A 22,522-nucleotide genomic window follows, 5' to 3' on the forward strand; every position below is an offset into this window, starting at 1 on the left:
CCCCGGTTTTGTTGACTCCTTGATCTAGCGAGCTTGTGCTCGTGGAAGGATGTTGAGCATGCCCACGGCTTATGGGGCGGAGTTCCGCCAGGATGTTATTGATGTGGCCCAGGAAGGGCGAGGCGCCGCTGGCGCAGATTGCGAAGGATTTCGGGCTTTCGGTCACGACGCTAAAGCGCTGGATTGCCATCGCTGAACGTAAGGAATCCGGGACCGGCCCGGCAGCGGCGGAGTCGGCCGAGATGCGGGAACTGAAGAAGCGCAACCGCCTGCTGGAGCAGGAGAACGAGATTCTGCGCCGGGCTGCTGCCTATCTGGCCAGGGACATCAACCCAAAATGATTTACCCGCTGGTCACGGATCTTGCCGCCGATGGTGTTCCCGTGGCGGTGACCTGCAGGGTGTTGAAGTTCAGCAAGCAAGGCTATTACCGGTGGAGGGCCAGCCCGGTGACGGAACGCGATTGGATCGATGCGCACCTCGTCAACGCCGCCTTGAACATCCACGCCGACGACCCTGCGTTCGGGTACCGGTTCATCGCCGACGAACTCCCGGGGATGGGCATCGTGGCGGGTGAGAACAGGGTCCAGCGCTTATGCAGGGACCACGGCATCTGGTCGGTGTTCTCGAAGAAGCGTGGCCTGAACCGCAGACCCGGGCCGCCGGTCCACGACGATCTGGTCGAGCGGGATTTCACCGCCGCGACGCCGAACGAGCTGTGGCTGACGGACATCACCGAGCACCCGACGGCCGAGGGCAAGCTCTACCTCTGCGCGGTAAAGGACGTCTATTCCGGCAGGATCGTGGGCTACTCGATGGACTCGCGGATGAAGTCCTCGCTTGCCGTGGCCGCACTGGAGAACGCGGTGCGGGCACGTCGTCCCGCGGGGACAGTGGTGCACTCGGATCGGGGATCCCAGTTCCGGTCCCGCCGGTTCGTCGAATCGCTCCGGCACCACGGGCTCACCGGATCGATGGGCAGGGTCGGTGCGTGCGCGGACAACGCCGCAATGGAATCGTTCTTCTCGCTGCTTCAAAAGAACGTCCTGGACCGTCAGCGGTGGCTCACCAGGCAGGAACTCCGGCTCGCCATCACGACCTGGATCGAAAGGACCTACCACCGCCGGCGACGGCAAAGACGGCTGGGCAAACTCACGCCCATCGAATATGAAACAATCAACCGGACCGCGCTCACAGCGGCCTAAGACCCCGAGTCAACAAAAGCCGGGGCAGTCCCATCTGTAGGGCGTTCATCTGGATTGCGATGAGCGGGATGGCCTTGTTGAAAAGGCTGATCACGTTCAGGAATCGGGACGTGATGTCCTCAGCGACGATGACGGCGACATGGTCGAACTGGGGGTAGCGGGAGCGCTCGATGTCCCAGTATTCGATGGTCCGTATTATGTGAGCCTCGTCAGTGGCTCCCAGTTGCAGTTCGACCTCGTAGCGAGTGCCCGTCTCCGGGTCGGACAGAAGCAAGTCCAGGCGACCGGCGCGCGGCTGTCGGCGCTCGATGTCGCGAACGACTAGTTCTCCAAGCCCGAGCAGTGAGGGGTCTTCGGCAATCCGCTCCTGAAGCCATTTCTCGCTGTACTCCGAATGGCTCCTGAGGCTGAGCGTCCGCGCGCGCTGATAAGTCATCTGGACAGTATTTCAGAACCGCCGGCTTGGCTTAGGTGCGTGCTCGCCGCGGAAATGACGACGGCGTCCCTCGACGCCGAATCAACGGCCGCGGATATGATCCCTTAACGCGAAGGAAGCACTAGGCCCCCGCTAAACCACGCGACAATAGGTCAACTTCAACAGCCAGCATCCATTCGCCGTCTCCAAAACGGATTTCGAATAATTGCATTCCCTTCAGGTCAACGCCTCTAGGGCGCGCCTCAAAGTAGGGCCATCCATCTCGGGTTTGTGCCACGGCGTCACGCGTCTCGACAGCATAAAACCACCCCAGCGGTTGTTCCTGCTCGCCCATGAACTGATTCCTTCGACTCTGTCTCTGGGAGGATCTTATCGTTCAACTTCTCCTGCTGGCTCACCTTTGAGCGGAGTCAGACGGCGAGATCTAGGCCATGATCCGGTCGACTCCCGGGCTATCACCCGGGACCCAACGTCAGCGGCGAACGGGGACGCTGACGTCATTTCAGTAGCGGCCGCTGAGGCCACCCAACATATAGCTTAGGTTGTGCCGCTCCCGGGCCCAGCGGAACAGCTAAGGTCAGATGCCGACCTCGTCGTCATCTTCCCCAACTCCGCCGTCCACCTGCTCAGGGTCGATCACCAGATCGGGTTTGTTCCTTAGCATCCTAATGTCGGCAAACATGTCCGTCAGGTCAAAAATCCGGTCCTCCATGCTGATCCATTGTCGGTACGCCTTTGCGTCCGGATGGCTGCCGGTGAGCGTTTCAACGGGGATGCTAGTGCCCGGCGGAAGTTGCGCGAATGGCGAGCGTAAGTCCAAGAGCATTCGCTTGTTTACGTGGTAAACCCGGTCAACCAGCGGGTCAGTGCTGAGGTGCCGCAGGATGTTTGGCTGGAACTCATTGACTACGAATGCAATCTGCAGGTCTGGGCGACGCTTTCTGTAGAAATAAGACTCATGCAGGTACGTGCCGACCCGCTCCTTGCGGAGCGTCCACTTGGTGGATATTAGGAGTCTGAAGTCACGAGGCCCAAAGAGTACGAGATCCGGGCGCGAGTGGTATCCCTCCGGGGCCAGTTCGAAGCCCTGAAGAGTGCGCAAAGGCGGCGTGCGAGACGGGATGACACCGCAAAGCTTTTCTACCAACACCTGGAGCGCAGTTTCGAAGGCGGCACCGGTGACGTTCGGGTCTCGCTTCGTTTTTGGAGGTCCGAAGCCCTGATTCGCTCTCACTTCGGCACGAGCCTTGCCAATTTGGTCGACGACGGTAAGGGGGTCTCGGGTCTCTCCTGGTACAAGGTGGGTTGCCAGATAATCTGCCGCCCGCGCAGCGAGCATCCGGCCATTTTTTGTATTGAGCTTGTCAGACTCGATGATGTGAAAGTATTCCGTTCCGTCCACATTCTCAGACCACATAGTGATGGCATAGACGTATGCCCAGGCGTTGTCCACTGTCAATTTGCCAAGCAGCGGGGGCAGCACGTTATCGACAAGGTCGGTAATCGTCGAGAAGTACCAGCCCGTAGGGAGTTTGAAGTTTTTCGCCATGACCTAGGCGCTAACTGATCTTCGAGCGAAGTCGCTCGGTGGCAAATGCAGCGTGGCGCGCGTGATCCACCTGCCCCCGAAAGGCCCGCCACTGACCCAGTCGGAATGTCATGGTCTTACCGCGACGTCGCTCTTCGATCTCGAAGTCCCGACGGATGAATGCAATCCTGCGCTCGATCTCGTCCTCGGTGAAAGTCCCTCCAAGGGTCTTGCGCAGTCCTGCAAGCGAGATGAACCCGTTCTGGTCGCGAAGCGCCCGGTACACCTCGTCGCGGTACTGACTGCCCGCGCCATGGTTTCCAAGTGGCTGACCTTCCTTCCGGAGAGCCGAGGCGATAGCGAGTCCGATAGCGCGCGCCACGGGCGGCGGAAATGCATTGCCGATCTGCCGGTAAGTAGCTGTCTTTCGCCCCTTGCCGTCACCGAAGTCCCATTCGTAACCGGGTCCAGACCAGCCCTGGATACGGGCGACCATCGCATTTGTCAGCTTCGGGACGAAGTTGATGGGCACATCCGGGCCGGGCGCGGCATCCGCAATACCCAGGCCGTCGACACCCAGCGAACGCCATTCCCGCTTCGCACGCGTCGGGCCCAGGTCGGGCCCCCCGTGCTTCTTGGAGCCACCGACGACGGTCGGGGCCACGCGGTGCGCGTTTCGAGCCCAAGCTTCGGCACCAGGCCATCCATTGGCAGCCATCAGGTCATAGACGGCGGAACCGACGGTCTGAACGGCGGGCGTCGGTTCTGGCCACGAGAAGTACGGCGCGAACTCATCGCGCAAGGCCACGAGAATGAATCGCGGGCGAAGCTGAGGGACACCGAAGTCTTTGGCCTCTAGCAGCCGCCAGTCCGCGCGGTAGCCGAGCTCAGTGAAGCGATCCAGCACTGCCTGGCGGTAGCCCGCAAAACGCGGCATCGACAGGCCGCGCACGTTCTCGAGCAGCACGGCGTCAGGCCGCATGCGGCCGGCTGCCTCCACGGCCCACGCAAAGAGGTCGCGCTCGTCGGAAGAGCCCAGCTGCTTGCCGGCGAGGGAGAACGGTGGGCAAGGAACGCCGCCTGCGAGCAGCGAAACGCCTCGGTGGTCTTCGGGCTTCCATACGGATTCGTCCGCGACGTCGCCGACGGCAATGACAGGCTGATCGTGGCCGTCTGCAGACGCAAGTCGGGATAGATTGCGCTCAAGTGTTGCGGCTGCGTCGCGGTCGAGCTCGACGGCCAAAGTATGCCGAAAGCCCGCGAGGTGCAGTCCGAGACTTTGGCCGCCAGCTCCGGCGCAGATCTCCACTGCGGTTAAATCAGAATCACTCGTTTTCGCTTCGTTCACCCCTATATTCTGACAGGAGCCACCGACGTTTTTGGGACGCGCGGCTCGGCGGCTCTCGTCGGTACCGAGCGTGAGCCTGAACTTTCGCCGCAACCCCGCGTGCCCAGTCAGTTTTGCTCACCTGGGCAGTGCCGGGGCCGGAAGGTCGATTTGCTCGTCCTGGGCCGCGAGACGCCACCACTCGCCATCAATGCTGACACCATCGTCCGGGGCCGCTGGCGCGACACGTACGCTGACGAGTTCCCCGGGCTTGGGGACAACTGCGCCGAGTGCAGCGGCTATGTTCCGCTGGACGGAGTAATCGCCTCCCAGAATCAGGTATCCCTCTGGGCGAAGGGCGCTGCGGGAACCGCCGTTGTAGCGCACTCGCTTCATGTAATCGTCTTGTTGAGCGACCGTGGCGATGATGTTACGAGACAGACGTCTATTCGTAGCCCGTCGGAAGAGCTCGTTCACTCGAACCTGCCCACTTCGCCCGGCCATAATCTCGGACACCGCCGATGGCGGGAGCTGGAGTAAGGCGTTCGGCTGCATCTGCGCGTCCTTGAACACCCAAGTGATTTGAGAGCGGCCCAGCGCGTTCAGCCCCGTTTTCTTGTCACGGTTTTCGCTGGTTCGCCGGTTCTCCTGAGTTGCGCGCACCACCCCCGCGCTCCACACCGACTTCCGGTCATCGGCCTGTGTGACCAGGACTATTTGCTCGAAGCTCTCGATCGGGAGCATCCATGCCCCGGTGTGGGAGTACTTGCAGTCAACTTCGGACCCCGCGATCGTGAAGTCCAAAACGCACCCATCTGCGATTTTGAACTCGCGCTGCAAGTTGATCTCGATGAGCGTTCCGAAATGCGTCTTTTCGGTCTTGAATAACTGCTCAACGCTGTAGCGGCCAGTGTGCTGACCGTCATAAAGCTGATCGAAGGTGGACCGAAACACCTTCGCCATCCTCGATCCGTCTGGGTCGAGGCGACGAAGCTCAGCCACGACCGCAACAACAGCAGGATCAGCGGGATCAGCAGCTCTAGGCGGCAGGTCGAACAGGCTCATTCGATCCACAGTACGCGGTGCAACCGCCAACAGTTTTGGTCCGCCGACCCACGGCTCCCTCAGCTGAAGAGTACGGAAACGGGACCTACGCCTCGCTCCACTCGTGCTAGTCGAATCTGATGACGGGGCTCCGGCGTTTGCAATGACCCCGACGAAGCCGACCGGCTCGATGAATCGATTTCTTGAGATTCCTCGGTCCACAGTCCAGAAAGCAGCGCTCGTTGATGCCACCGGCAGGCCCGGGGCCCGTCGGACGCATTAGTAGTCGAACCGGACGTCGGCTGAAGCTTAATGCGACGAGCGGGGCGGGGCGGCCACGTTGATGCGAGTGATCTTCGCTCTGGTTCCTTTATGCCGTCCTTGCTGGTCTCCTTCGTGTCGCACTTATGCGTCTTCTGCTGGGCCTCCGCCAACGCAGGCAGTATTCTTCAGACATCTGTCACCTCCAGCAGGGGAAGTCATTTTGTCCTCTCGGACACCTGACACCTGTGAGCTGGCTGCATGTTTCTTGGGGTTGTTCGCAAATGCAGCGTGATGTGATTGGGCTGTCGAGTATGGGGGGGCTGGACCATGGTTGTCACGACCGACGAATCGCCTGTTCCAGGTGCTTCGGACCATAAGGTGGAAGGTGCTACCTCCGTTCCGGTCGCCTCCAGCATGGACACATACGAGAAGTGGCAGAACTTGCTCGCAGACGCGTTCCTGCATCCGCATCAAGGCCCGACGGTATTTTTCGTAGATGACAGCGAACTTGGACGCTTGAACCCCGGGGAAGAGAGCGCCTGCAACCTCTCCGCAGCCGTCCGATCCCGCCTTCGCCTGACGGCTGGCCGATCGATGTTTAACCCGCTGCTCATGGCCTACCGGCGATGGCAACGTGGGCCAAAAGTCGAGCCGCCGCCCGTGCTTCCGGTGATTGCTATCTCCGTCTTGGCAGCTACGAGGATGCGCTCAGACAAGGCGGCGAGGTCGACGAACTACTACCTTCGCCTCGCCCAGACCATCCTTCCGGATGGCGCGGATTCCGAACTTGAAGGGCTACGGAGAGACCTCGAAGAACGCGGGGCCTTCCTCCACGTCGTCGACATGTGGGTTGGCCTTCATCACTGGATCGAGGGTCAGCAAGGCGCCGTCGGCACCTCAACGATCCCGGAAGTACCGCACCCATCACGAATCGGCTACCCCCTCTCGCAAGCCCTTGTCCGCCAGAGCGATCGCACATCGTTGACGCGCCTTTTTCAAGCGCTCAATCTCTCTCGAGGCGACTCGCCCAGCCCGGAAACCCTTCTGCGGGCGCTGGACATCTGGGCAGAGGACGGGCGGAACCGGCTTAGCGAAGCGTTCATGGGAGCTCTAGCAGACTCCCAGATGCGGGCCTTGTTGGGGTCGGTCGTCGTGGCCCACGCTCGGGCCTGGGACGGCAGGGTAGTGACAAGCGAGGGCAAGCAGACCATCCCGGTCAAACTCGGCATCGATTTAGTTGCCTGGCAGACTCGTTGGCTATTCCCTGTGCCGAAGGGGCGACCCAGGACACTTGTCCTCGCTGAGCAGGGGGAGTCTCAAGGGGTTAGCCTCAGCGCGGTCGAGGGCCGTGAATACTACGCGGATCACAGCGCTCCAGCCGTGACCTTTTCACGTGTCCACTCCGGGTTCCAGCTTCGGGGCGGGGAATTTGCAGCCGTGTTCCCGCCCTCAGGGGTCGTATTCTTCTCTCCCGACCCCCAGACCGGCGCTTGGTCATCGGTCCCCGGCATGGTGCCCTACGAGGAACATGTCATCGCTGTCATCTCTCAGCATGTCCTTGATTTCCGGCGCCTGCTGGAAGAAGCCGCCGCGGAGGGCTGGCGCCAGGTCCCGCAGCGGCGATCCTTCCTTATCGACGGCTACGAGCTTTTCCAAAGAGTGCGCTTCTTTGACGGGCACGCGCTCAGGGATGTGCTCTCACGTTTGCCCGGCCTCCGCGCCATAGGTGCCGTCTCCGAAGTGGTTCCGCGTGCCAAGCTAGTCCATGGCTTGCCTGTCGCCTCGTCGCTCTCGGCCCACCACTACCTCTCCGGTGGCGCGCCGGACCTCCTCCTGCCGTTCGGCAGGGAACATCGCATCGCAACTGTCACTCTCGACGGGAGGAGCGATAGAGTCCCTGCCAACGGTTTTCCTCTGCCGATTCGTCGCTTCGTCGACGAAACGGGCCGTCATGTTGTGCAAGCCGACGGGCAGGAGCTTGTGTTCACCATAATCAGCGAGGGCCCTGATCCCTCCCCGCCTGCTGGTACCGCGGGTCTCGGCTGGACCAGCACCGGACAGATTGGCGAATCGAACCAAGCTGACGCCGCAGTAATGGGCGCACTTGTCCCCGGGATTACTGCCACGGGCACGGTGCTCGGGCTCCGCGGTAGGGACGAGTCCTGGCTCCTGCACGAGGACGGGCACGGAGAGAAGGTGGCGGAACCTCCACTGCCCCGCTTCCTCTCCAGCATTGACATCGAGTTCTACTCGCCAGTCTTTGAAATTAGCGCAGCCTTAACCGCTCGGTGGCTCGCCCAGCGCCGCGGCCGTCTCTGGCGCCTGACGGAGATCGGCCCCGCAAGCCCTGAACGATACGAAGTCGAGATCGACCTCTTAGACGCCTGGAAGCGGGCATGCACTGACGCGAACGGGGCCAAGCTCTGGAAGATGCGGCTGCAGATTGCAGGGGATGCGGCATGATAGGCGACCTCCTCCTGTCCTGGATCAGCGAAACCGGCAGCGGCACGATCGCTGACTTCAGCACACGCGCACTTTGGCTCGCCCATACCGAAGACCTCACCGTGTCTGACAATGTCGGGGGGACATGGCTGCGAGACATCGCATCTTTGGGGCACTGCGAAGTGGACTGGAAGTTAGGCAAATGGTCCGTTGCTCCGCCAGTGATCACTAGACTTCCGCTTGCCGACGGCCTTGCTGTCCTCGTGGGTGCACGTAGGCCACGGCTGGTGCGTGCTATCGAAAATGCGGGACTTTATGTCGAGCACGCAAGACGGCCAAGTCGCGATGGAACACTCCCGTCGCCGACCACGATAATGATCCCCTACAAGCGGGCCGCGGACCTCGAAAACGCCGCTAACGACATCGGTGCCAAGTATGTCGGCTGCGCGGCGGCAGGCATAGCTGAGAAGCTGCAGGCGTCCCTCCCCTTGGACCGCAGCGCACCGCCCGCCTACGATTCTCTATTTGAGCAGCTCGTCGGCTTCAGTCCCCGGCGTTGGTCACCAGCGTCTCCCCGGGACCTCGCACTGCCCGACGGCCTCTATCGCGAGCAGGTACACGGCCGCTGGCGGTACACGCTGCGCCGTGACGGATCTTGGTACGCCGCCGAGCTCTCTCGCGGCATCTTCGCCGAGCTTGCACGACGAGGCAGCACGATCATTCACTGGCAGCCGGACTACGAGGATTGCAGCAGAGCGGGAACGGTGGTCCTCGATCAGGCTGTCCCCCTCCCTGCGCTTCACTCGAGGGTGCTCGTCCTCTGCAGCGGCTTCACGCCTCGATTCGACAGCGGGGCTAAAGCCGCGCTCTACGACAACGTCCCTCGCGAGATCGCCGAGCGCGTCGCATCTTCGCTGGGACAGACCCTCCATATAAGTAGCTGAACAGGAAGACCAGGCACAATGAGCAACGTCAGCACGCACCTTGACGCAATACAGACGTTCGAGCACCTGCGGGACGCCTACTTCCGCTACTACGACACCCCCTTTGGTCTCGCAGACGCGCGTCTGCAGGCGGAACGTCGGGCCCTCCTCGACCGCGACGGCGGTGTCTACCGCAAGCCCTTGATCGAGCTTCGGCCCGAATACGAAAGCGCCGGCTGCACCCTCGCCGCATCTGTCGCAGCAGCAGGAGCGGACCCCGATCTCGCCGAGTTCGCCGGTACCGGCCTCCTCCAGGGTGTCCCCTCGCTGTACCGGCATCAAGAGGAAGCCCTCGCCGCGGGTGTGCGGCAGGGAGGGCATATGGTCATCACCGCCGGTACCGGGTCAGGCAAGACCGAATCGTTCCTCCTACCGGTCCTGTCTTCGCTGCTCAACGAATCGCGTTCCTGGACGGGACACGGCGCAGTGCCGACTGACTGGTGGACCGGCGACAGCAACGCGTTCAGCGCCCAACGGGACGGCGAAACTGGACGCACAGCCGCCGTCCGAGCCCTTGTCCTCTACCCGATGAACGCGCTGGTTGACGATCAACTCATCCGCCTGCGCCGTGCCCTCGACAACGACAGTATCCGTTCATGGCTTGACGAGAACCGCAACGGGCACCGCTTCTACTTCGGCCGCTACACGGGCGCCACACCGGTCACCGGGACCCGAGGCAACAACCTTGCCCTCGGAGAACTACGCCGCTACCTGCGCGAGACCAGTCGGCGCGGAGCCCGGGCGCGGGAAATCGCAGCCCAGAAGGCCGACGACGACCTCCGCTACTTCGTACCGCGCCTGGATGGAGCGGAGATGCGCTCACGATGGGACATGCTCGACTACCCGCCCGACATCCTCATCACGAACTACTCCATGCTTAACGTGATGCTCCTGCGCGAGCGGGACGGGCACTTCTTCGACTCCACCCGCCAATGGCTCGAAGACCCGGCCAACGTGTTCACTCTCGTGGTCGACGAGCTCCACACCTACCGCGGGACCGCGGGCACGGAAGTGGCCTACCTCCTGCGTACCCTCAAGCACCGCCTGGGCTTGGATGCACGCCCCGAGCAGTTCCGCGTCCTCGCCGCTTCCGCCTCCCTCGACCCCGGACGCGACAGCGACTATCTGCACCAGTTCTTCGACGTCGCTCCCGGAACTTTCGACTTCATCGGGGGCTCCGGCATCACCCCGTCTGCCTACCACACGCCGCCCGAAGCCGACCCGGCCGCCCTGGCTGAGGCAGATCCGACAGCCGCAGCCGCTCAGGCTCGAACGGACGGAGTCGTTGACGCTCTCAGAGGTGTCCTCCACGCCGACGGAACCGGGGCAGCTAAGACCCTCAGCCAGGTCGCCGAAGATGTCTTCCCCGGCACACCAGCAGACGTCTCGGAACGGGCGATCTCAAGAGTCCTCGCTGGCCTCGCCCAAGACCCGCACCCCGGCGACCCGAAGTTCCGCGCCCACCTGTTCTTCCGCAACGTTGTCGGCATGTGGGCATGCTGCGACCCCGCCTGCGCTGCTGTCTCCGAACCGCAGCCCGACCGGACCGTTGGAAAGCTGTTCTCCGAGCCCGCAACCCGGTGCGAATGTGGCGGGCGGGTGCTAGAGCTGCTGTACTGCCAGAACTGTGGTGATGTCATGCTCGGTGGCTTTGCTCCCGAAGGCGAACTCCAGAAGCCAGCTGTGAAGACAATGCTGCTTGCCGACGTCCCCGAACTCGCAAAACTGCCCGACCAGGTCTCCCTTCAGCGGACCGCCGACAACTACCTTGTCTACTGGCCTCGCCCTCAAGCCACTCTGACGAACCTCGACTCACCATTCTGGAACCGCGACAGGGACGCCGTCGCCTACGCCTTCCGGCAGAGCAAGCTCAACCCCGCCTCCGGCGAGCTCAGCAACCTTGCTGAAGGGTTCACCGGATGGAGCTTCCACGCCCGTATCGCCCGGAACAAGACCACCGGGGAACTGCAGCGTCCGGTCGATACCGTCAGCCCCTTCCCGACGCAGTGCCCCAACTGTGGCGACGACTGGGAGATCCAGTTTGGCCGCAACGGGCGCCTCAAGCCAACCGATCCGGCCACACAACGTTCACCGATCCGGCAGATGCGCACCGGTTTCGAGAAGATCAATCAGGTACTCACCACCGAACTCGCCAACGACCTCGGAGAGGCAGAGCGCAAGCTCATAGTTTTCACCGACAGCCGTCAAGACGCCGCGAAGCTCTCGGCTGGCCTCGGCCTCCGGCACTACCAGGACCTGCTGCGCCAGCTGCTCTATGCTCGGCTCTCCGCTTCAGGCGGCACCGCTCAGGACGTCACATTGGCCGAAGCCCACGTGCTCCAGAATGAGAAATCCCCGGAATCCTTCGCCGCTCTCGACAGACTGAAGCAGCGCGATGCTGCCGCACTCGCCGAGCTCCGCGAGGTGTGGGACGGCAAGCCCGGAACCGGCCCAGCCGACGCCGAGCGCCTGAAAGGCAAGCTGGCAGCGCCTCCATCGTTGCGAGAACTTGCCGCCGAAGTATCTTCCGATCTCCTCAAGCTTGGGATGAACCCGGGCGGCCCCCATGCCCGCCTCCGAGAGACTTCCGAAGATCCCGCAGTTCCATGGTCGCAGCTCTACAACTGGCAAGTCAGCCCACCGTCGCCCAAGGCAGGCCTCACTGATCCTCAAACAGCACTGCTCAATGACATCAGTAGCTCTCTCGAAGAGGAACTACTCCAAGGGCTGTTCTCAGGAGGAGGCCGCGACTTCGAGTCCCTCGGACTCGGTTGGCTGACTCTGGCCTCCGACACTGCCCCCGCCGACGGGCCGACCGATCACGCCACTGGGCAGACACGTGCGGCACTGCGCATCCTCGCCGACCAGCGCCGGTTCTTCCGCCTCCGCACACCGCGCCCAAACCCGACACCCACACTTCGTAAGTTCTGGACGGCCGTGGCTGCCGCGGAGGGAACCAGTCCCGATAGCGTCCACGACCAGGCTCGCACGAGGGCGGGCACGGCTCTCGTGGATTATCTGATCGATCCCTCTGCGGTAGTGCTGCGGACGGGTGAGGGACGCGCTTGGGTCTGCGCCAAATGCAGCCGCCGCCACCTGACCACCGGCAATGGCTACTGCACGAAATGTGCAGCCCCTTTGCCCAATACCGCCGTCCCCATCGACGCTGATCAGGACTACTACGCTTGGAAGGCCACCAGGGGCGACGGCATGTTCCGGATCAACACCGCGGAGCTAACCGGGCAGACCGACCGAATCGATGCGCAGTCCCGTCAAGCACGGTTTCAGAACGTATTCCTCGGCTCCGGTGAAAACGAGCTGGCCGACGCCGTCGACCTTCTCTCCGTCACCACCACGATGGAAGCCGGAGTGGACATCGGCGCCCTCTCCGCCGTCGTCCTAGGTAACATGCCCCCTACTCGATTCAACTACCAGCAGCGCGTGGGCCGCGCCGGGCGCCGCAACTCGCCCGTTGCGATCGCCCTAACTGTATGCCGCGGCCGCAGTCACGACGAGTACTACTTCGAACGACCTGATCGCATCACCAACGAACCCACCCCCAAGCCGTACCTTGCCTTGAACCGGCCCGAAATCTTGGCTCGCTCGCTGCGCAGCGAAATCCTGCGACAGGCATCCGTTGACATCATTTCCGTCACCGACGGGGAAGACCCCAGCGTCAACGTGCATGGCGCGTTCGGGAAGACCGCCGACTGGCTGACGGTGCTCCGGCCCCGTTTCGAACAGTGGCTCCAGGAACACCCAGACAGAATCCGGGATGCGGCTCGCTCCCTTGCGCGGAGCACGGTTTTCCACGACACCGCCGACGATGAAGCGTCAAGATGTGCCTCAACGTTCGTCGCCGAGATCGACGCGGCAGCCGCTACCCAGAAACATGAGGACCTCAGCCAGTTGCTCGCGGAATGCGGTCTCCTGCCCATGTTCGGTTTCCCCACCTCAGTGCGCTACCTCCACCTCAACCGACCGAGGCGTTCCTCTCCCTGGCCGCCCACCGGAGTCATCGACCGCGACCTGAGCATGGCCGTAAGCCAATTCGCCCCGATGAGCGAAGTGGTCCGCGATGGCATCGTCTACCCGGTCGTCGGGATCACCGCATTCAAGCCCGTGGGCACTCGTCCTCAGCCGCTGCCGGATCCACTTGGGCCGGAGTCACCGCTGTCGATCTGCCGTGCCTGCTCGTATCTCGGCGAGCAGGAGGCCGGAGGGCAACCAACTAATACCTGTCCCAGATGCGGGGCTGGGCCCAGCTTCTACGCCACTGTCCCGATGCGCGAACCGCTCGGGTTCCGCAGCGGGCGTGGAACTGATTTCGATGGCAACTTCTCCTGGAGCCCGCGTGCCATGGCCGCTAGAGCCATGACCGACATGGATGCCCTCACCCCACAGACTCCAGGCCAAGCCATCTTCCTCGCGGGCCCCGGCTCCCGCTATGTCATCAACGACAACGGCGGCCAGTGCTTCGCCCTCCGCAGGGCAGCTCCTGGAGGCCCTGAGTGGGGCGGCTATGTCTCCACACGCGCCATCGAAGCAGAGCTACTCCATCCCTCCTCCGCCGCCGGAGATCCGATCAGCGTTGCCCTCGGAGCCGTACAGCACACCGACTTCCTATTCGCCGGGGCTGCCGCTCCCACGATTCCCAGTTCTGGACTCCGTCTCAATCTCGTCTCAGGCGTCCGCCAGCCATACGGCGCTCAGGAAGTCGCTGACAGCCGCCGCGCCGCCTGGTATTCATTCGCCTTCCTGCTGCGCACCGTCGCTTCTGCGGCGCTCGACATCCAGCCCCTTGAACTCGCCGCAGGCATCTATTCCGGCACGGCGAGCGGGGCTCCGGCCACCTATGCCTTCCTGGCCGACACCCTCGAGAATGGAGCCGGGTTCAGCACCCACCTCGGCTCATCGGGTTTCCTGCCCGAGTTCCTCGACTCGATCGCCGACTACCTCACGGAATTGGAGGATCCATCCCACGCAGCTGCCTGCAGCTCCTCTTGCTACCGGTGCTTGCGTGACTACGGCAACATGGCGTATCACGCACTACTCGACTGGCGGCTTGCCCGAGACCTGTTTGGGCTCCTTCAAGGCAAGTCCTTGGGTATCGATACTGCGGTGGAGGCTGCTGCTATCGAGAGGTGGGCGCGGGCCTACAACGCGGCGCCCATCAGCAGCACCGTATCCGTTGCACGCTTCGATAGCCCCAGTGAAGGATCGTTCGCTGTGGTCGCCCGTCATCCATTCGAAGCGTCCGAGGAAACCCTCATAGCTCCCCGCCTTGCCGAGGCGATGGCTGAGATCGAAGCATCCGAAGAGGGTCTGGACGGGGTTGTCTTCGTCGACTCCTTCACGCTTGACCGGGACCCTCGCCGGGTGCTCAAGCTCATCTCTGACTCCGACCTAGTAGGCGCCTGAAAGGGGCAGACGAGTTGCCGCAGTGGTGGTCATCCACAGCCGCGTGGCGTCTGTTGAGCTGCCCTCTTTCGGCGGTGCCTGCAAACGAGCCCGCACGACCGTCGGCGCAGGATCTTGGCAATGCTGGCTCCGTTGCTCACCTCGCACTTCAGCACTGGATCGAAAGCGGAGTATGGGCGCGTGAGGATCCGGGCATGCGGCTGCAGGGATGCTTCGATGAGATCGTTGCTAGCCGCGGGATCGACATTGCCCGCATGCCGCAGGCCGTCATCACGCGGGCACGGCTGAAGTCACGCGGGAAGGAGCTCAGCGCCATCCTGGCGGGCGCGGGGGCCGGTATTCGCACTGAATTGCTGCTGACTGACGAAGGCAACCATCTTTTTGGCATCCTCGACGTTGCAGCTGGCGGTGCCGAGGGCCTCATCATTGACCTCAAGACCGGACGCGACGACACCGCGGCGCCCTCCCGAGCGGTCAAGCACCATATGACGTTCTACGCTCATCTCTTCCAAGTCACCTTCGGTATGCCTCCGAAGCACGTGATCGTCTTCAACCTGCAGCAGGGCCCCGCAGAGATTGAGGTCAGCCCCTCTGCGATCACCAATCTCGTAGGGGACATCCTCACGGCGCAGTCCAACGGGCGAACCCTGGCCCGACCGCAGCCAGATGTATGCCGGTTCTGCACGAAGCGGATTACTTGTGAACCACATTGGAAAGCCGTTGCCGCCTGGGATCCCCCGGACGCAATTGAGGGGACAATCGTCAGCATTGAACGCTCCAGCTCGGGCATGGTCGCAGTGTCGATCGACGGACATTGGCTCACCGGCATGGTCGGCAGCCTGCTTCCCGATGACGCCAAGCCTGGCCAATTTGCTCGGGCGGTGCGGGTCCGGCGACGCAGTCCCGGCGTGGAGCCGCCGGAATGGGCTGCGAGTAGCATCACCGAAATCCGTGTCCTGCGTGCACCGTAGGCTCGTTGCCGGTACCTTTCGGAATTTGGATGTGCTTGTCCCCGGCGCGCCGTCACCGCTCCGCGAAGCCGCGCCCCCAACAGCCGCCCAAAGACCCCAGAATGAGCCGCCAGCCCGGGTGACGACTCAGTCCACGGTTAGCCTCGAGGTCTTATTCAAGTTGGTTGAAGAGACATTGTTGGTGCAGCTAAGAACGGGGCTTTGGTGCGAGACCACCGAGGACCGCCGTGTAATCATCAACCTCTTTGAGCCGTTCAATGTACGCGGCATGCGTCATCGTCAAGTCCGCGTGACCCAGCATGGAGGCCGCGGCTTTGTCTTCCACTTCCCTGGCGAGGAGGGTCGCCACAGTGCGCCTGAACGCGTGCGGCGTAATCAGGTGGGCGTTGTCGATTCCAGCAGCGTCTAGTGCGGCGCCAGTTGCCTCCTCACATTGGAGGCCTGCATGTAGGTTCCGCGCCTGGACCAAAACAGTGCCCCAGCTGCATTGTTGGCCGGAGATTCCGCCATTCTGCGCACGAGCACGTCAACGACGAACGCAGGCACCCGGATGATCCGTTCGCTGCGAGCGTTCTTCAGGAGGTCTTGCCGGTACTTGGGGCCGTGCCGCGGTTCCACCAACGTGCCGGTTATGGCGATCTTTCCGACGTTCCCCGACAGATAGATGTCTTCGAGCCGGATCGCAAGTACTTCGCCGATGCGTGCCCCCGTGCCAAGCAGCACATCCACGACATCTGCGAGAACGCTGGTTGGCCGCGGACCGGAGCGCCCGGGTTCCAATCCGCAATTCCGCACGGCTTCACGGACTTCCGCGACAGTCGACTCACTGAGCCCTACAGGCTTCTTGCGTGGCTTCCTGAGGCGATCCACTTCAACCACTGGGTTGCCCCAGACATAAAGGTCGTGCCGGACTGCGTAAGACATGATCTGCCTGAGCACCGTTTTCGCCAGCCGGGCGTTCGTATGCCCTTTTCCGTGCTTCACCAGAGACCGGAGGAAGCGGTCGCACGTCGACGTGGTGATTTCCTTGATCCTCAGCGCACCGAGATCCGGTGGGATCAGGTTATGGTCGATGCTCTCGTACTGGTCCCATGTCTGTCGGCGAATTCCCTCCGTGCTCCCGACCGAGACCATCTCCCCGTTCTCGTCGACTACTACTTCCGGAACTTCGATGCCCATGAGCCACTTTTCTGCCACGTCCTTGAGGGAGGGATTGTTGGACAAGCGTCCTTTCTCCTGCTGGCGCTGCGTCATGGACTCCAACAGTGCGGTCTCTGCCCTCCCCTTAGTCGACCCGAACTTGCTGTAGGTCCGAGTGACACCATCCCAGCCGCGGAACCGGCAACTTGCCCGCCACTTCCCGGACGCTGCGTCCTTCTTCGCACTGATTGTCCCCCACGCCCCCAGCGGGAGGCTTGACCGCCCCATCAGCCTGCTGCTTTCGAGGTATCGGCAACCCATGCCTCAACTGCGGCACGCTGGTAGCGAACAGCGCCGTTAAGCTTCAGGGCCATCGGCCCGATGCCAGCGGACCGCCAGTTTCGGAGGGTTTTGGGAGCCACCTGCAGCCAGACGGCCACCTCGCCGGTGGTCATGAGCTGCTCTGCGTTGCCTTGGTCCGTGACCGGTCCCAAGGCCTTCATTCTCGTTGTCATGGGGTCTTCTATGCGCCTCAAGCCCCGACGGGCGATCACCAATTTTATTGAAAGCGTGTTGTAAGCGCGTTGTGCGTCATCTTCGGGCATGAAAAACCCCTCCATATCGGGCAAAATCGCCGGAATAGAGGGGTTCCTGGAGCCCCCTGTCGGATTCGAACCGACGACCTACGCTTTACAAGAGCGCCGCTCTGGCCAACTGAGCTAAGGAGGCGTGCCACCAGTGGATCACAGGCCAGCCGCTCACTGGCTGCAGCCCGGATAACTTCGGTGCAGTGCTTGTTCAGGGACTTGAACCCCGGACCTCCCGCGCGTCAGGCGGGCGCTCTACCAACTGAGCCAAACAAGCCCGGCCTATGTTCCATCCCGCCGCCGTTGACCGGCCGGACCGGCCACGGGACATGGATCACCGAGCCGCCAGACTCCAAGGGCTGCGCATAGGCCTACGCAGCGGTGTCCAACCTTTTCTATGTGTGCGGAGGGGCCCGAAAACCTCACCGCTGGCCAGCCGTCAGGTGCGAAGCCGTTCGTTGACCACGGTGATGACCGGGCTATCCAGAATGATGTCAACGCCGCCCTCGTACTTCAGTGGCTCCGGTCCTGTCGGCAACTGCAGGAAGGCCTGACGCCCGTCCACGCGGTCCCCCGGGACCGGCGTGCCGGTGATCGTCCAGACCTGCACCCCGTCAGGCACCTTGACGGGCGGTTGCCGGCCCAGGTCCAGAAGCTTGCCGACAACGGCCGCAGGGGTGGAACGCTCGGTTGCGGCTGCCCGGAGAACCTCTTCGGCCGCGGTGACCGGGTTCTCGGGCAGATTGTTGGGCCCAGCAACGGGTCAGCCATGACCTCGGCGACGTCGACGACTAAAACGCCCTGCTGCCAGTGCCACACGTCCGACCACCACTTGCCGCCGGCCAGCCAGTACTCCCCGATGTTGGCTCGGGCGTCGCCCTCCACGCGGGTCACGTAGACGGTCAGGGTGTCCGACTCGACCCCCTGGTCGTCGACCTCCATGCAGTACACCTTGGCCAGAGTTCCGACCGCCAGGGCCTCCCACTGCTCTTCGGTTTCGATCTCGCGGGCAGCTGCCATGATGGGCCTTTCGTTGGAAAACAGTTCTGGCCCCATGTGTGCGGACCAGGCCGGTTCACTAGCCGGGCGTATCGGCCAAACTAGAAGATGCAACCTACGGCTGAGCACTCTTTCGCCGCGACGCCCTCAGGCGTATTCTCTCGCCATGTCAGACGATGATTTCAACTTCGATGACGCCATAGCGAAGAAGCATGAACTCCACTTGCTGAGCGAGAGCCACGCTCGGGAGCTGGAAGCCCACAGGGCCCTCGTGCGGCCACTGGTCGTGGCGTGGAAGACCGAAACCGAGGCTTCTGGGACAGTTCACTGGCAAGAGTTGGACGCCGGCGTGGGTGCCGCGTTCAGGGAATTCCGTTCAAGAGGGGGACGGGTCCGCTCGGATAAAAAGATATGGATACCACCCGAGCACCCAGCCATCGGCAAAGTGGGGCTCGATGAGTACTGTATGCCCGTCCCTGCCATCGAGTATCGCTTTTGGTCGTCCTACGAATCAGATCGGGCAAGGAAAGCAGTGCACGAGACCGAGTGCGAGACAGCAAGACGGCAAATGGCCAAGAAATGGGATGCCAAGTACCGGCGGTTTGACTGCATCGAATTCCATTCAGTGCCCAGCCAGATGTATGCCTCAAGAGGTTGGGTTTTTCACGATGCCCAAGATGGGCGCACGTACTTCTTTCAAGCCCCAAAAGCAACGTGGATGCCACCTCCTTCGCTCCAACAGATACGGGAGCGGTTGGTTGACATGTTGTACGAACATATGAGGAAGCACCATAAGAACCAGTTGGGCGTCGACCCAAAGGGACCTCCGGCAACCGCGTCGGGGTAACAGGATTTGAACCTGCGACCTCATCGTCCCGAACGATGCGCGCTACCAAGCTGCGCCATACCCCGGTGTTGCTGCGAGCCCTCTGCCAGGTTCGAACTGGCGACCTTCTGATTACGAAACAGACGCTCTGAAAACGTCGGCGGTGACCCCCAGGAAGAGAGCTGCTGCGAGGAGTGCTATTTGGGTGGCTCGAAGGATCGTCATGCCGCCAATGTGTGCGGATGTGACAGATACCTTCCCCGCGTGTACCCATAAGGACTGGCCCAACTCGTTCAAGGGGCCGTCATTGAACGGGGCTGCTTATGGTGCCGGTGTGGGAAGGGTTGAACACAGCATTCTCGCATCACCCCAGACTGCTTTCTGGGTTGTCTGCTTGCTCGCTTCGGCCAGGTAGGTGACGATCTTGAATCTGAAGACACCGGTCAGATCCACACTGACCTTTTGGGGCACTCCGGTGTTGAAGACGCCAAGGTCTTCGGTAGCGCCGCCCTCGCGTTCCAGGAGGAAGCGGGCCTTGACGGACGCCGAGCTGTCATCGAGACCGATGGTGGCCTCGAATGTCGTGCACTTGGTGTAGGCATTCCACAATGCCGTGCTTCGAACGCCGTTGCTGGCGAGTCGCATGATGAAACTTCTGGGGTAAACGTCTCCCGAGATACTTGCGGGGCCCCATTGAAAGCCGGTACAGCCCCCGGTACAGCCTCCGCTTTCAATTTCGGTCTGGACGTAAACCATGTCGGCCAAGTAGTACCAGGAGGGACTTGCAGCAGCTGGCCGGCTCGTAGCCGTTGGGCTGGGTGCGGTTGACGACGCGCTCGGGGTGGGAGTTGGCGTTGGCGTCGGTGTCGGGGTCGGAGTCGTGGACGGCGATGGTGTGGGGCTTTGCTCCGAAAGTGTTGGAGTTGGTGTGACAGCCGGCGGGGTCGCTACGGCTCCAGGGCGCAGCTGTGACATCACCAGGACCACGATCGCTGTCAGGACAGCAAGAACGAGCACCGCGGGCACCCAGTGTCGCCGTCTGGGAGCCGCCGCCGCGGCTGGCGCATGTTCCGGGGCAGACGGGACGGGGCGCGTAGCGCCGCCGTCTGCCATGACTGGAACCGCTGCAGTCAAGCCTTCCCGTTCGGCCCTGCGGAAGGCGTCGAACAGCTCCGACGCCGCAGGACGGCGCGCCGGGTCCTGGCTGAGCGCAGCCAGGATTTCGGCAGTCAGGGATCCTGCGAAGTTTCCGTCCGGAGTTCCCTGTCGCGGCGACCGCCCAGTGAAGAGCCAGAGAGCGACGGCACCGAAGGCCCAGATGTCCGAGGCCCTGCTGGCCGGCGCCCCGTCAAGGAGTTCCCGCGCCATGAACGGTCGACTGCCGATCAAGGCTTGCGATTTGGTCGCATCGGGGTCCAAGTGTGATTCAGCGATTCCGAAGTCTGCCACGTACGGCTCATGGTTGCTGTCAAGGAGGATGTTTGACGGCTTCAGGTCTCTGTGGATGATGGCAGCCGGCCCGTGCAGATAAGTCAGCGCTGACAGGACGCCCGTGAGGATCGCCACCTTGTCGGCCTCGGACAGCGTCCCGGACGCGCTGGCCGTCTGCAGATCTTGGCCTTCGATGTATCGCATGACCAGGTAGAGCTGCTCGTCCTCATTGATGGTGTCAATGACGGGAACGATGCGTGCGTGATTGAGCGGGGCCTGGTTCGATGCCTCCCGCTCCAGCCGCCGCCTGTTCCCGGGCCCGCCGACAGCGTTGTCGCTGAGCCCTTTGATGGCCACCACTCGGCCGTGTTTCCTGTCGAGCGCCTTCCAGACCTCGCCCATTCCCCCTCTGTCGATCAGTTCAAGGAGTTCGTATCTCCCGCTGTCGAGCAGTTGTCCTGCGTGCACCCTTACCGCCTCCCCGCCCCGCAGGGCGTCCAAGTTGCGCCGGTCATCCCCGGCGGTCAGTGGCTGTACTGTCACCGATCACGGCGGCGCCTTCGTCGAAACGGATGGGGTCCGCATCGCCAATCCTGATGATCGAACCCGACGACAGCGGGGTGGGTCCTGTGATTTTTTGTCCGTCAACCCTGGTCGGATTGGTGGTCCTCTCCAGGGGCTCCAGCACCCAACTGTCGCGCGAGTATCGGATGACGGCATGACGTGCGGAGATCGTCTCATGGATGGTGCGGATCTGGTTTTCCTCCCCCCGGCCCAGCCGGTAGGGAGCTTCACGGGGCCGGAGCGTCCATTCTTTCCCTTGGAACGTTATCCAGGCCAGTCCATTCAGGGGCTCGGTCCGCGAGATGTCATCCACGGGATTGCCCTCGGTGGTGATGGTTCGGGTCAACCCGTCCCGGGCCACTTCGTAGGACAGCTCCGGCCGAAGCCGCTTCCGGCTCTCGTCCGGCCAAACGGCAACCGGGACGGGATCTTCACCTGGCGGGTACCAGCCCTGTTTCAGTGCGTACTTGTGGCGATAGTCTGCCAGTTGCCGGGCAAATTCTGCGATGCCGAATTGCTGGGCAAAACGGAAGTCCTCGACAGGCATCGCCAAGGTTACTTTGCGGACCGGCATGACCGACCCGGATGGGCCTTTTACTCCGGTCTGGCGCAAGATGGCACGGTAGCGGAGGTTCATCCGCCAGGGTGTGAGGGGGCCCGCGTCCAGGTCCTTACGCAGGTAATCGCGCGCCGCGCTGAGGGTGCTGACGTTGTGCAGCCTTCCAACGTGGTGAAAGAAGAAAAAGGCTGCGGCCACGGGCAGGGCGATGAAGAAACCGATGACGACAAGAAAACCGACGAACTCGTTCACGTCATCTTCCTCCACGCCGGCACCGTTGGAATCTGGGATCAGCGTACTGCGTGCATCCTCTCGCGTGAATAAGTGGCGCGTTGATGACGTCCCCGGGTCGCAGCTCTGAAGAACGGCTGCATCGGTTCCACCTCACTACGGCGCGTTGCGAAGGGTTAGGCTGCCTGCGGGTGGGCGATGCCGCGTGTCCCGGCAAGAATCCGCTCTATAACGCCTGCGGCCCAGGCTGGGGAGAAGTCCTGGGCGAGAGAGCCGCCGGCCGCCTCATACGAGATGACGGCATCGGCGAAGTCTGCGCCGAGGACCGGATCGGTCAATTCGATGATGCGTTGCCCGGAAGCGAGACGGAAAACCTCTTTGCGCAGATGCGGGGAAATAGTCCGTGGGTCGGTGGTGTTGGCGTAGGTCAGCGCCTCTTCCAGGCGCGTGTCCGATGGCTCGGTCCCGGCATGGAGGTACAGCGATGCGGCGAACCGGAAGTCACTGCTGGTGCCGATGCGCTCGAGCTCGCGTTCTTTGAACCAGTCGTATGTCATGAGTTGAA

At 62.5% G+C, this 22,522-nt stretch carries 17 protein-coding genes, 4 tRNA genes and 1 pseudogene; 6 read left to right on the forward strand and 16 right to left on the reverse strand.

Features of this window, described 5'->3' with window-relative positions; genetic code table 11:
- The first annotated feature begins 58 nt into the window (after nucleotides 1–58).
- A pseudogene (locus HTS88_RS12080) lies at nucleotides 59–1,204 on the forward strand (IS3 family transposase).
- On the opposite strand, the gene HTS88_RS12085 reads toward HTS88_RS12080, so the two are convergent.
- From HTS88_RS12085 to HTS88_RS12105, 5 genes are all read right to left on the reverse strand, one after another.
- Complete coding sequence (locus HTS88_RS12085) at nucleotides 1,191–1,640, reverse strand: hypothetical protein (protein ID WP_217432548.1); 450 nt, start codon at nucleotides 1,638–1,640, stop codon at nucleotides 1,191–1,193. The pseudogene HTS88_RS12080 and the gene HTS88_RS12085 sit on opposite strands and share 14 nt — an antisense overlap.
- A gap of 121 nt (nucleotides 1,641–1,761) precedes the next feature.
- Complete coding sequence (locus HTS88_RS12090) at nucleotides 1,762–1,974, reverse strand: hypothetical protein (RefSeq protein WP_174178676.1); 213 nt, start codon at nucleotides 1,972–1,974, stop codon at nucleotides 1,762–1,764.
- A gap of 243 nt (nucleotides 1,975–2,217) precedes the next feature.
- Complete coding sequence (locus HTS88_RS12095) at nucleotides 2,218–3,189, reverse strand: hypothetical protein (RefSeq protein ID WP_174178678.1); 972 nt, start codon at nucleotides 3,187–3,189, stop codon at nucleotides 2,218–2,220.
- A gap of 10 nt (nucleotides 3,190–3,199) precedes the next feature.
- A complete protein-coding gene (locus HTS88_RS12100; protein WP_343044950.1) occupies nucleotides 3,200–4,516 on the reverse strand; it encodes a DNA cytosine methyltransferase in 1,317 nt (438 codons plus the stop codon).
- Between the two features lie 117 nt (nucleotides 4,517–4,633).
- The gene (locus HTS88_RS12105; protein WP_174178681.1) at nucleotides 4,634–5,560 is read right to left on the reverse strand and encodes a NaeI family type II restriction endonuclease; all 927 of its coding nucleotides are present in this window, start codon (nucleotides 5,558–5,560) and stop codon (nucleotides 4,634–4,636) included.
- Between the two features lie 570 nt (nucleotides 5,561–6,130).
- On the opposite strand from HTS88_RS12105, the gene HTS88_RS12110 reads away from it, so the two are divergent.
- The 4 genes from HTS88_RS12110 to HTS88_RS12125 are packed head-to-tail and all read left to right on the forward strand — an operon-like array spanning nucleotide 6,131 to nucleotide 15,620.
- A complete protein-coding gene (locus HTS88_RS12110) occupies nucleotides 6,131–8,266 on the forward strand; it encodes a ubiquitin family protein (protein WP_174178683.1) in 2,136 nt (711 codons plus the stop codon).
- The gene (locus HTS88_RS12115; RefSeq protein WP_174178685.1) at nucleotides 8,263–9,189 is read left to right on the forward strand and encodes a hypothetical protein; all 927 of its coding nucleotides are present in this window, start codon (nucleotides 8,263–8,265) and stop codon (nucleotides 9,187–9,189) included. Before HTS88_RS12110 ends, HTS88_RS12115 begins: the two co-directional genes overlap by 4 nt.
- 18 nt (nucleotides 9,190–9,207) lie before the next feature.
- Nucleotides 9,208–14,649 carry a DEAD/DEAH box helicase gene (locus HTS88_RS12120; RefSeq protein ID WP_174178687.1) on the forward strand — a complete coding sequence of 1,814 codons (5,442 nt, stop codon included), beginning with the start codon at nucleotides 9,208–9,210 and terminating at the stop codon, nucleotides 14,647–14,649.
- Nucleotides 14,650–14,663: 14 nt separating this feature from the next.
- On the forward strand, nucleotides 14,664–15,620 hold the full coding sequence (locus HTS88_RS12125) for a PD-(D/E)XK nuclease family protein (RefSeq protein ID WP_174178689.1): 957 nt from the start codon (nucleotides 14,664–14,666) through the stop codon (nucleotides 15,618–15,620).
- Between the two features lie 187 nt (nucleotides 15,621–15,807).
- On the opposite strand, the gene HTS88_RS22180 is transcribed toward HTS88_RS12125, so the two are convergent.
- The 6 genes from HTS88_RS22180 to HTS88_RS12150 form a co-directional block, all read right to left on the reverse strand.
- Complete coding sequence (locus tag HTS88_RS22180) at nucleotides 15,808–16,089, reverse strand: tyrosine-type recombinase/integrase (RefSeq protein ID WP_246256247.1); 282 nt, start codon at nucleotides 16,087–16,089, stop codon at nucleotides 15,808–15,810.
- On the reverse strand, nucleotides 16,026–17,048 hold the full coding sequence (locus HTS88_RS12130) for a tyrosine-type recombinase/integrase (RefSeq protein ID WP_246256249.1): 1,023 nt from the start codon (nucleotides 17,046–17,048) through the stop codon (nucleotides 16,026–16,028). Before HTS88_RS12130 ends, HTS88_RS22180 begins: the two co-directional genes overlap by 64 nt.
- Nucleotides 17,048–17,275 carry a helix-turn-helix transcriptional regulator gene (locus tag HTS88_RS12135; protein ID WP_174178691.1) on the reverse strand — a complete coding sequence of 76 codons (228 nt, stop codon included), beginning with the start codon at nucleotides 17,273–17,275 and terminating at the stop codon, nucleotides 17,048–17,050. The genes HTS88_RS12130 and HTS88_RS12135 overlap by 1 nt, the downstream gene beginning before the upstream one ends.
- A 137-nt stretch (nucleotides 17,276–17,412) precedes the next feature.
- Nucleotides 17,413–17,489, reverse strand: a tRNA-Thr gene (locus HTS88_RS12140).
- A 62-nt stretch (nucleotides 17,490–17,551) separates the two neighbouring features.
- Nucleotides 17,552–17,624, reverse strand: a tRNA-Val gene (locus HTS88_RS12145).
- 236 nt (nucleotides 17,625–17,860) lie between these two features.
- Complete coding sequence (locus tag HTS88_RS12150) at nucleotides 17,861–18,367, reverse strand: hypothetical protein (protein WP_174178693.1); 507 nt, start codon at nucleotides 18,365–18,367, stop codon at nucleotides 17,861–17,863.
- Between the two features lie 145 nt (nucleotides 18,368–18,512).
- Here HTS88_RS12150 and HTS88_RS12155 point away from each other — a divergent pair, with 145 nt between their 5' ends.
- Entirely contained in the window at nucleotides 18,513–19,193 is a 681-nt protein-coding gene (locus HTS88_RS12155; RefSeq protein ID WP_174178695.1) for a hypothetical protein, read from the forward strand.
- Here HTS88_RS12155 and HTS88_RS12160 read toward each other — a convergent pair.
- From HTS88_RS12160 to HTS88_RS12180, 5 genes are all read right to left on the reverse strand, one after another.
- Nucleotides 19,185–19,258 (reverse strand) — tRNA-Pro (locus HTS88_RS12160). The genes HTS88_RS12155 and HTS88_RS12160 overlap by 9 nt on opposite strands.
- A gap of 11 nt (nucleotides 19,259–19,269) precedes the next feature.
- Nucleotides 19,270–19,355, reverse strand: a tRNA-Thr gene (locus HTS88_RS12165).
- A gap of 138 nt (nucleotides 19,356–19,493) precedes the next feature.
- Entirely contained in the window at nucleotides 19,494–21,146 is a 1,653-nt protein-coding gene (locus HTS88_RS12170; RefSeq protein WP_174178697.1) for a protein kinase domain-containing protein, read from the reverse strand.
- Complete coding sequence (locus tag HTS88_RS12175; RefSeq protein WP_174178699.1) at nucleotides 21,115–21,978, reverse strand: FHA domain-containing protein; 864 nt, start codon at nucleotides 21,976–21,978, stop codon at nucleotides 21,115–21,117. The genes HTS88_RS12170 and HTS88_RS12175 overlap by 32 nt, the downstream gene beginning before the upstream one ends.
- A gap of 155 nt (nucleotides 21,979–22,133) precedes the next feature.
- The gene (locus HTS88_RS12180; protein ID WP_174178701.1) at nucleotides 22,134–22,514 is read right to left on the reverse strand and encodes a hypothetical protein; all 381 of its coding nucleotides are present in this window, start codon (nucleotides 22,512–22,514) and stop codon (nucleotides 22,134–22,136) included.
- Nucleotides 22,515–22,522: the final 8 nt, after the last annotated feature.

The organism is Pseudarthrobacter oxydans (assembly GCF_013314975.1).
Taxonomy (GTDB): Bacteria; Actinomycetota; Actinomycetes; order Actinomycetales; family Micrococcaceae; genus Arthrobacter; species Arthrobacter oxydans.

What these genes read in the sequence shown, in the direction of transcription:
- HTS88_RS12085 (WP_217432548.1), bottom strand. Translation starts at nt 1,640, where the DNA reads ATGACTTATCAGCGCGCGCGGACGCTCAGCCTCAGGAGCCATTCGGAG.
- HTS88_RS12090 (WP_174178676.1), bottom strand. Translation starts at nt 1,974, where the DNA reads ATGGGCGAGCAGGAACAACCGCTGGGGTGGTTTTATGCTGTCGAGACG.
- HTS88_RS12095 (WP_174178678.1), bottom strand. Translation starts at nt 3,189, where the DNA reads ATGGCGAAAAACTTCAAACTCCCTACGGGCTGGTACTTCTCGACGATT.
- HTS88_RS12105 (WP_174178681.1), bottom strand. Translation starts at nt 5,560, where the DNA reads ATGAGCCTGTTCGACCTGCCGCCTAGAGCTGCTGATCCCGCTGATCCT.
- HTS88_RS12110 (WP_174178683.1), top strand. Translation starts at nt 6,131, where the DNA reads ATGGTTGTCACGACCGACGAATCGCCTGTTCCAGGTGCTTCGGACCAT.
- HTS88_RS12115 (WP_174178685.1), top strand. Translation starts at nt 8,263, where the DNA reads ATGATAGGCGACCTCCTCCTGTCCTGGATCAGCGAAACCGGCAGCGGC.
- HTS88_RS12120 (WP_174178687.1), top strand. Translation starts at nt 9,208, where the DNA reads ATGAGCAACGTCAGCACGCACCTTGACGCAATACAGACGTTCGAGCAC.
- HTS88_RS12130 (WP_246256249.1), bottom strand. Translation starts at nt 17,048, where the DNA reads ATGGGGCGGTCAAGCCTCCCGCTGGGGGCGTGGGGGACAATCAGTGCG.
- HTS88_RS12135 (WP_174178691.1), bottom strand. Translation starts at nt 17,275, where the DNA reads ATGACAACGAGAATGAAGGCCTTGGGACCGGTCACGGACCAAGGCAAC.
- HTS88_RS12150 (WP_174178693.1), bottom strand. Translation starts at nt 18,367, where the DNA reads ATGGCAGCTGCCCGCGAGATCGAAACCGAAGAGCAGTGGGAGGCCCTG.
- HTS88_RS12155 (WP_174178695.1), top strand. Translation starts at nt 18,513, where the DNA reads ATGTCAGACGATGATTTCAACTTCGATGACGCCATAGCGAAGAAGCAT.
- HTS88_RS12180 (WP_174178701.1), bottom strand. Translation starts at nt 22,514, where the DNA reads ATGACATACGACTGGTTCAAAGAACGCGAGCTCGAGCGCATCGGCACC.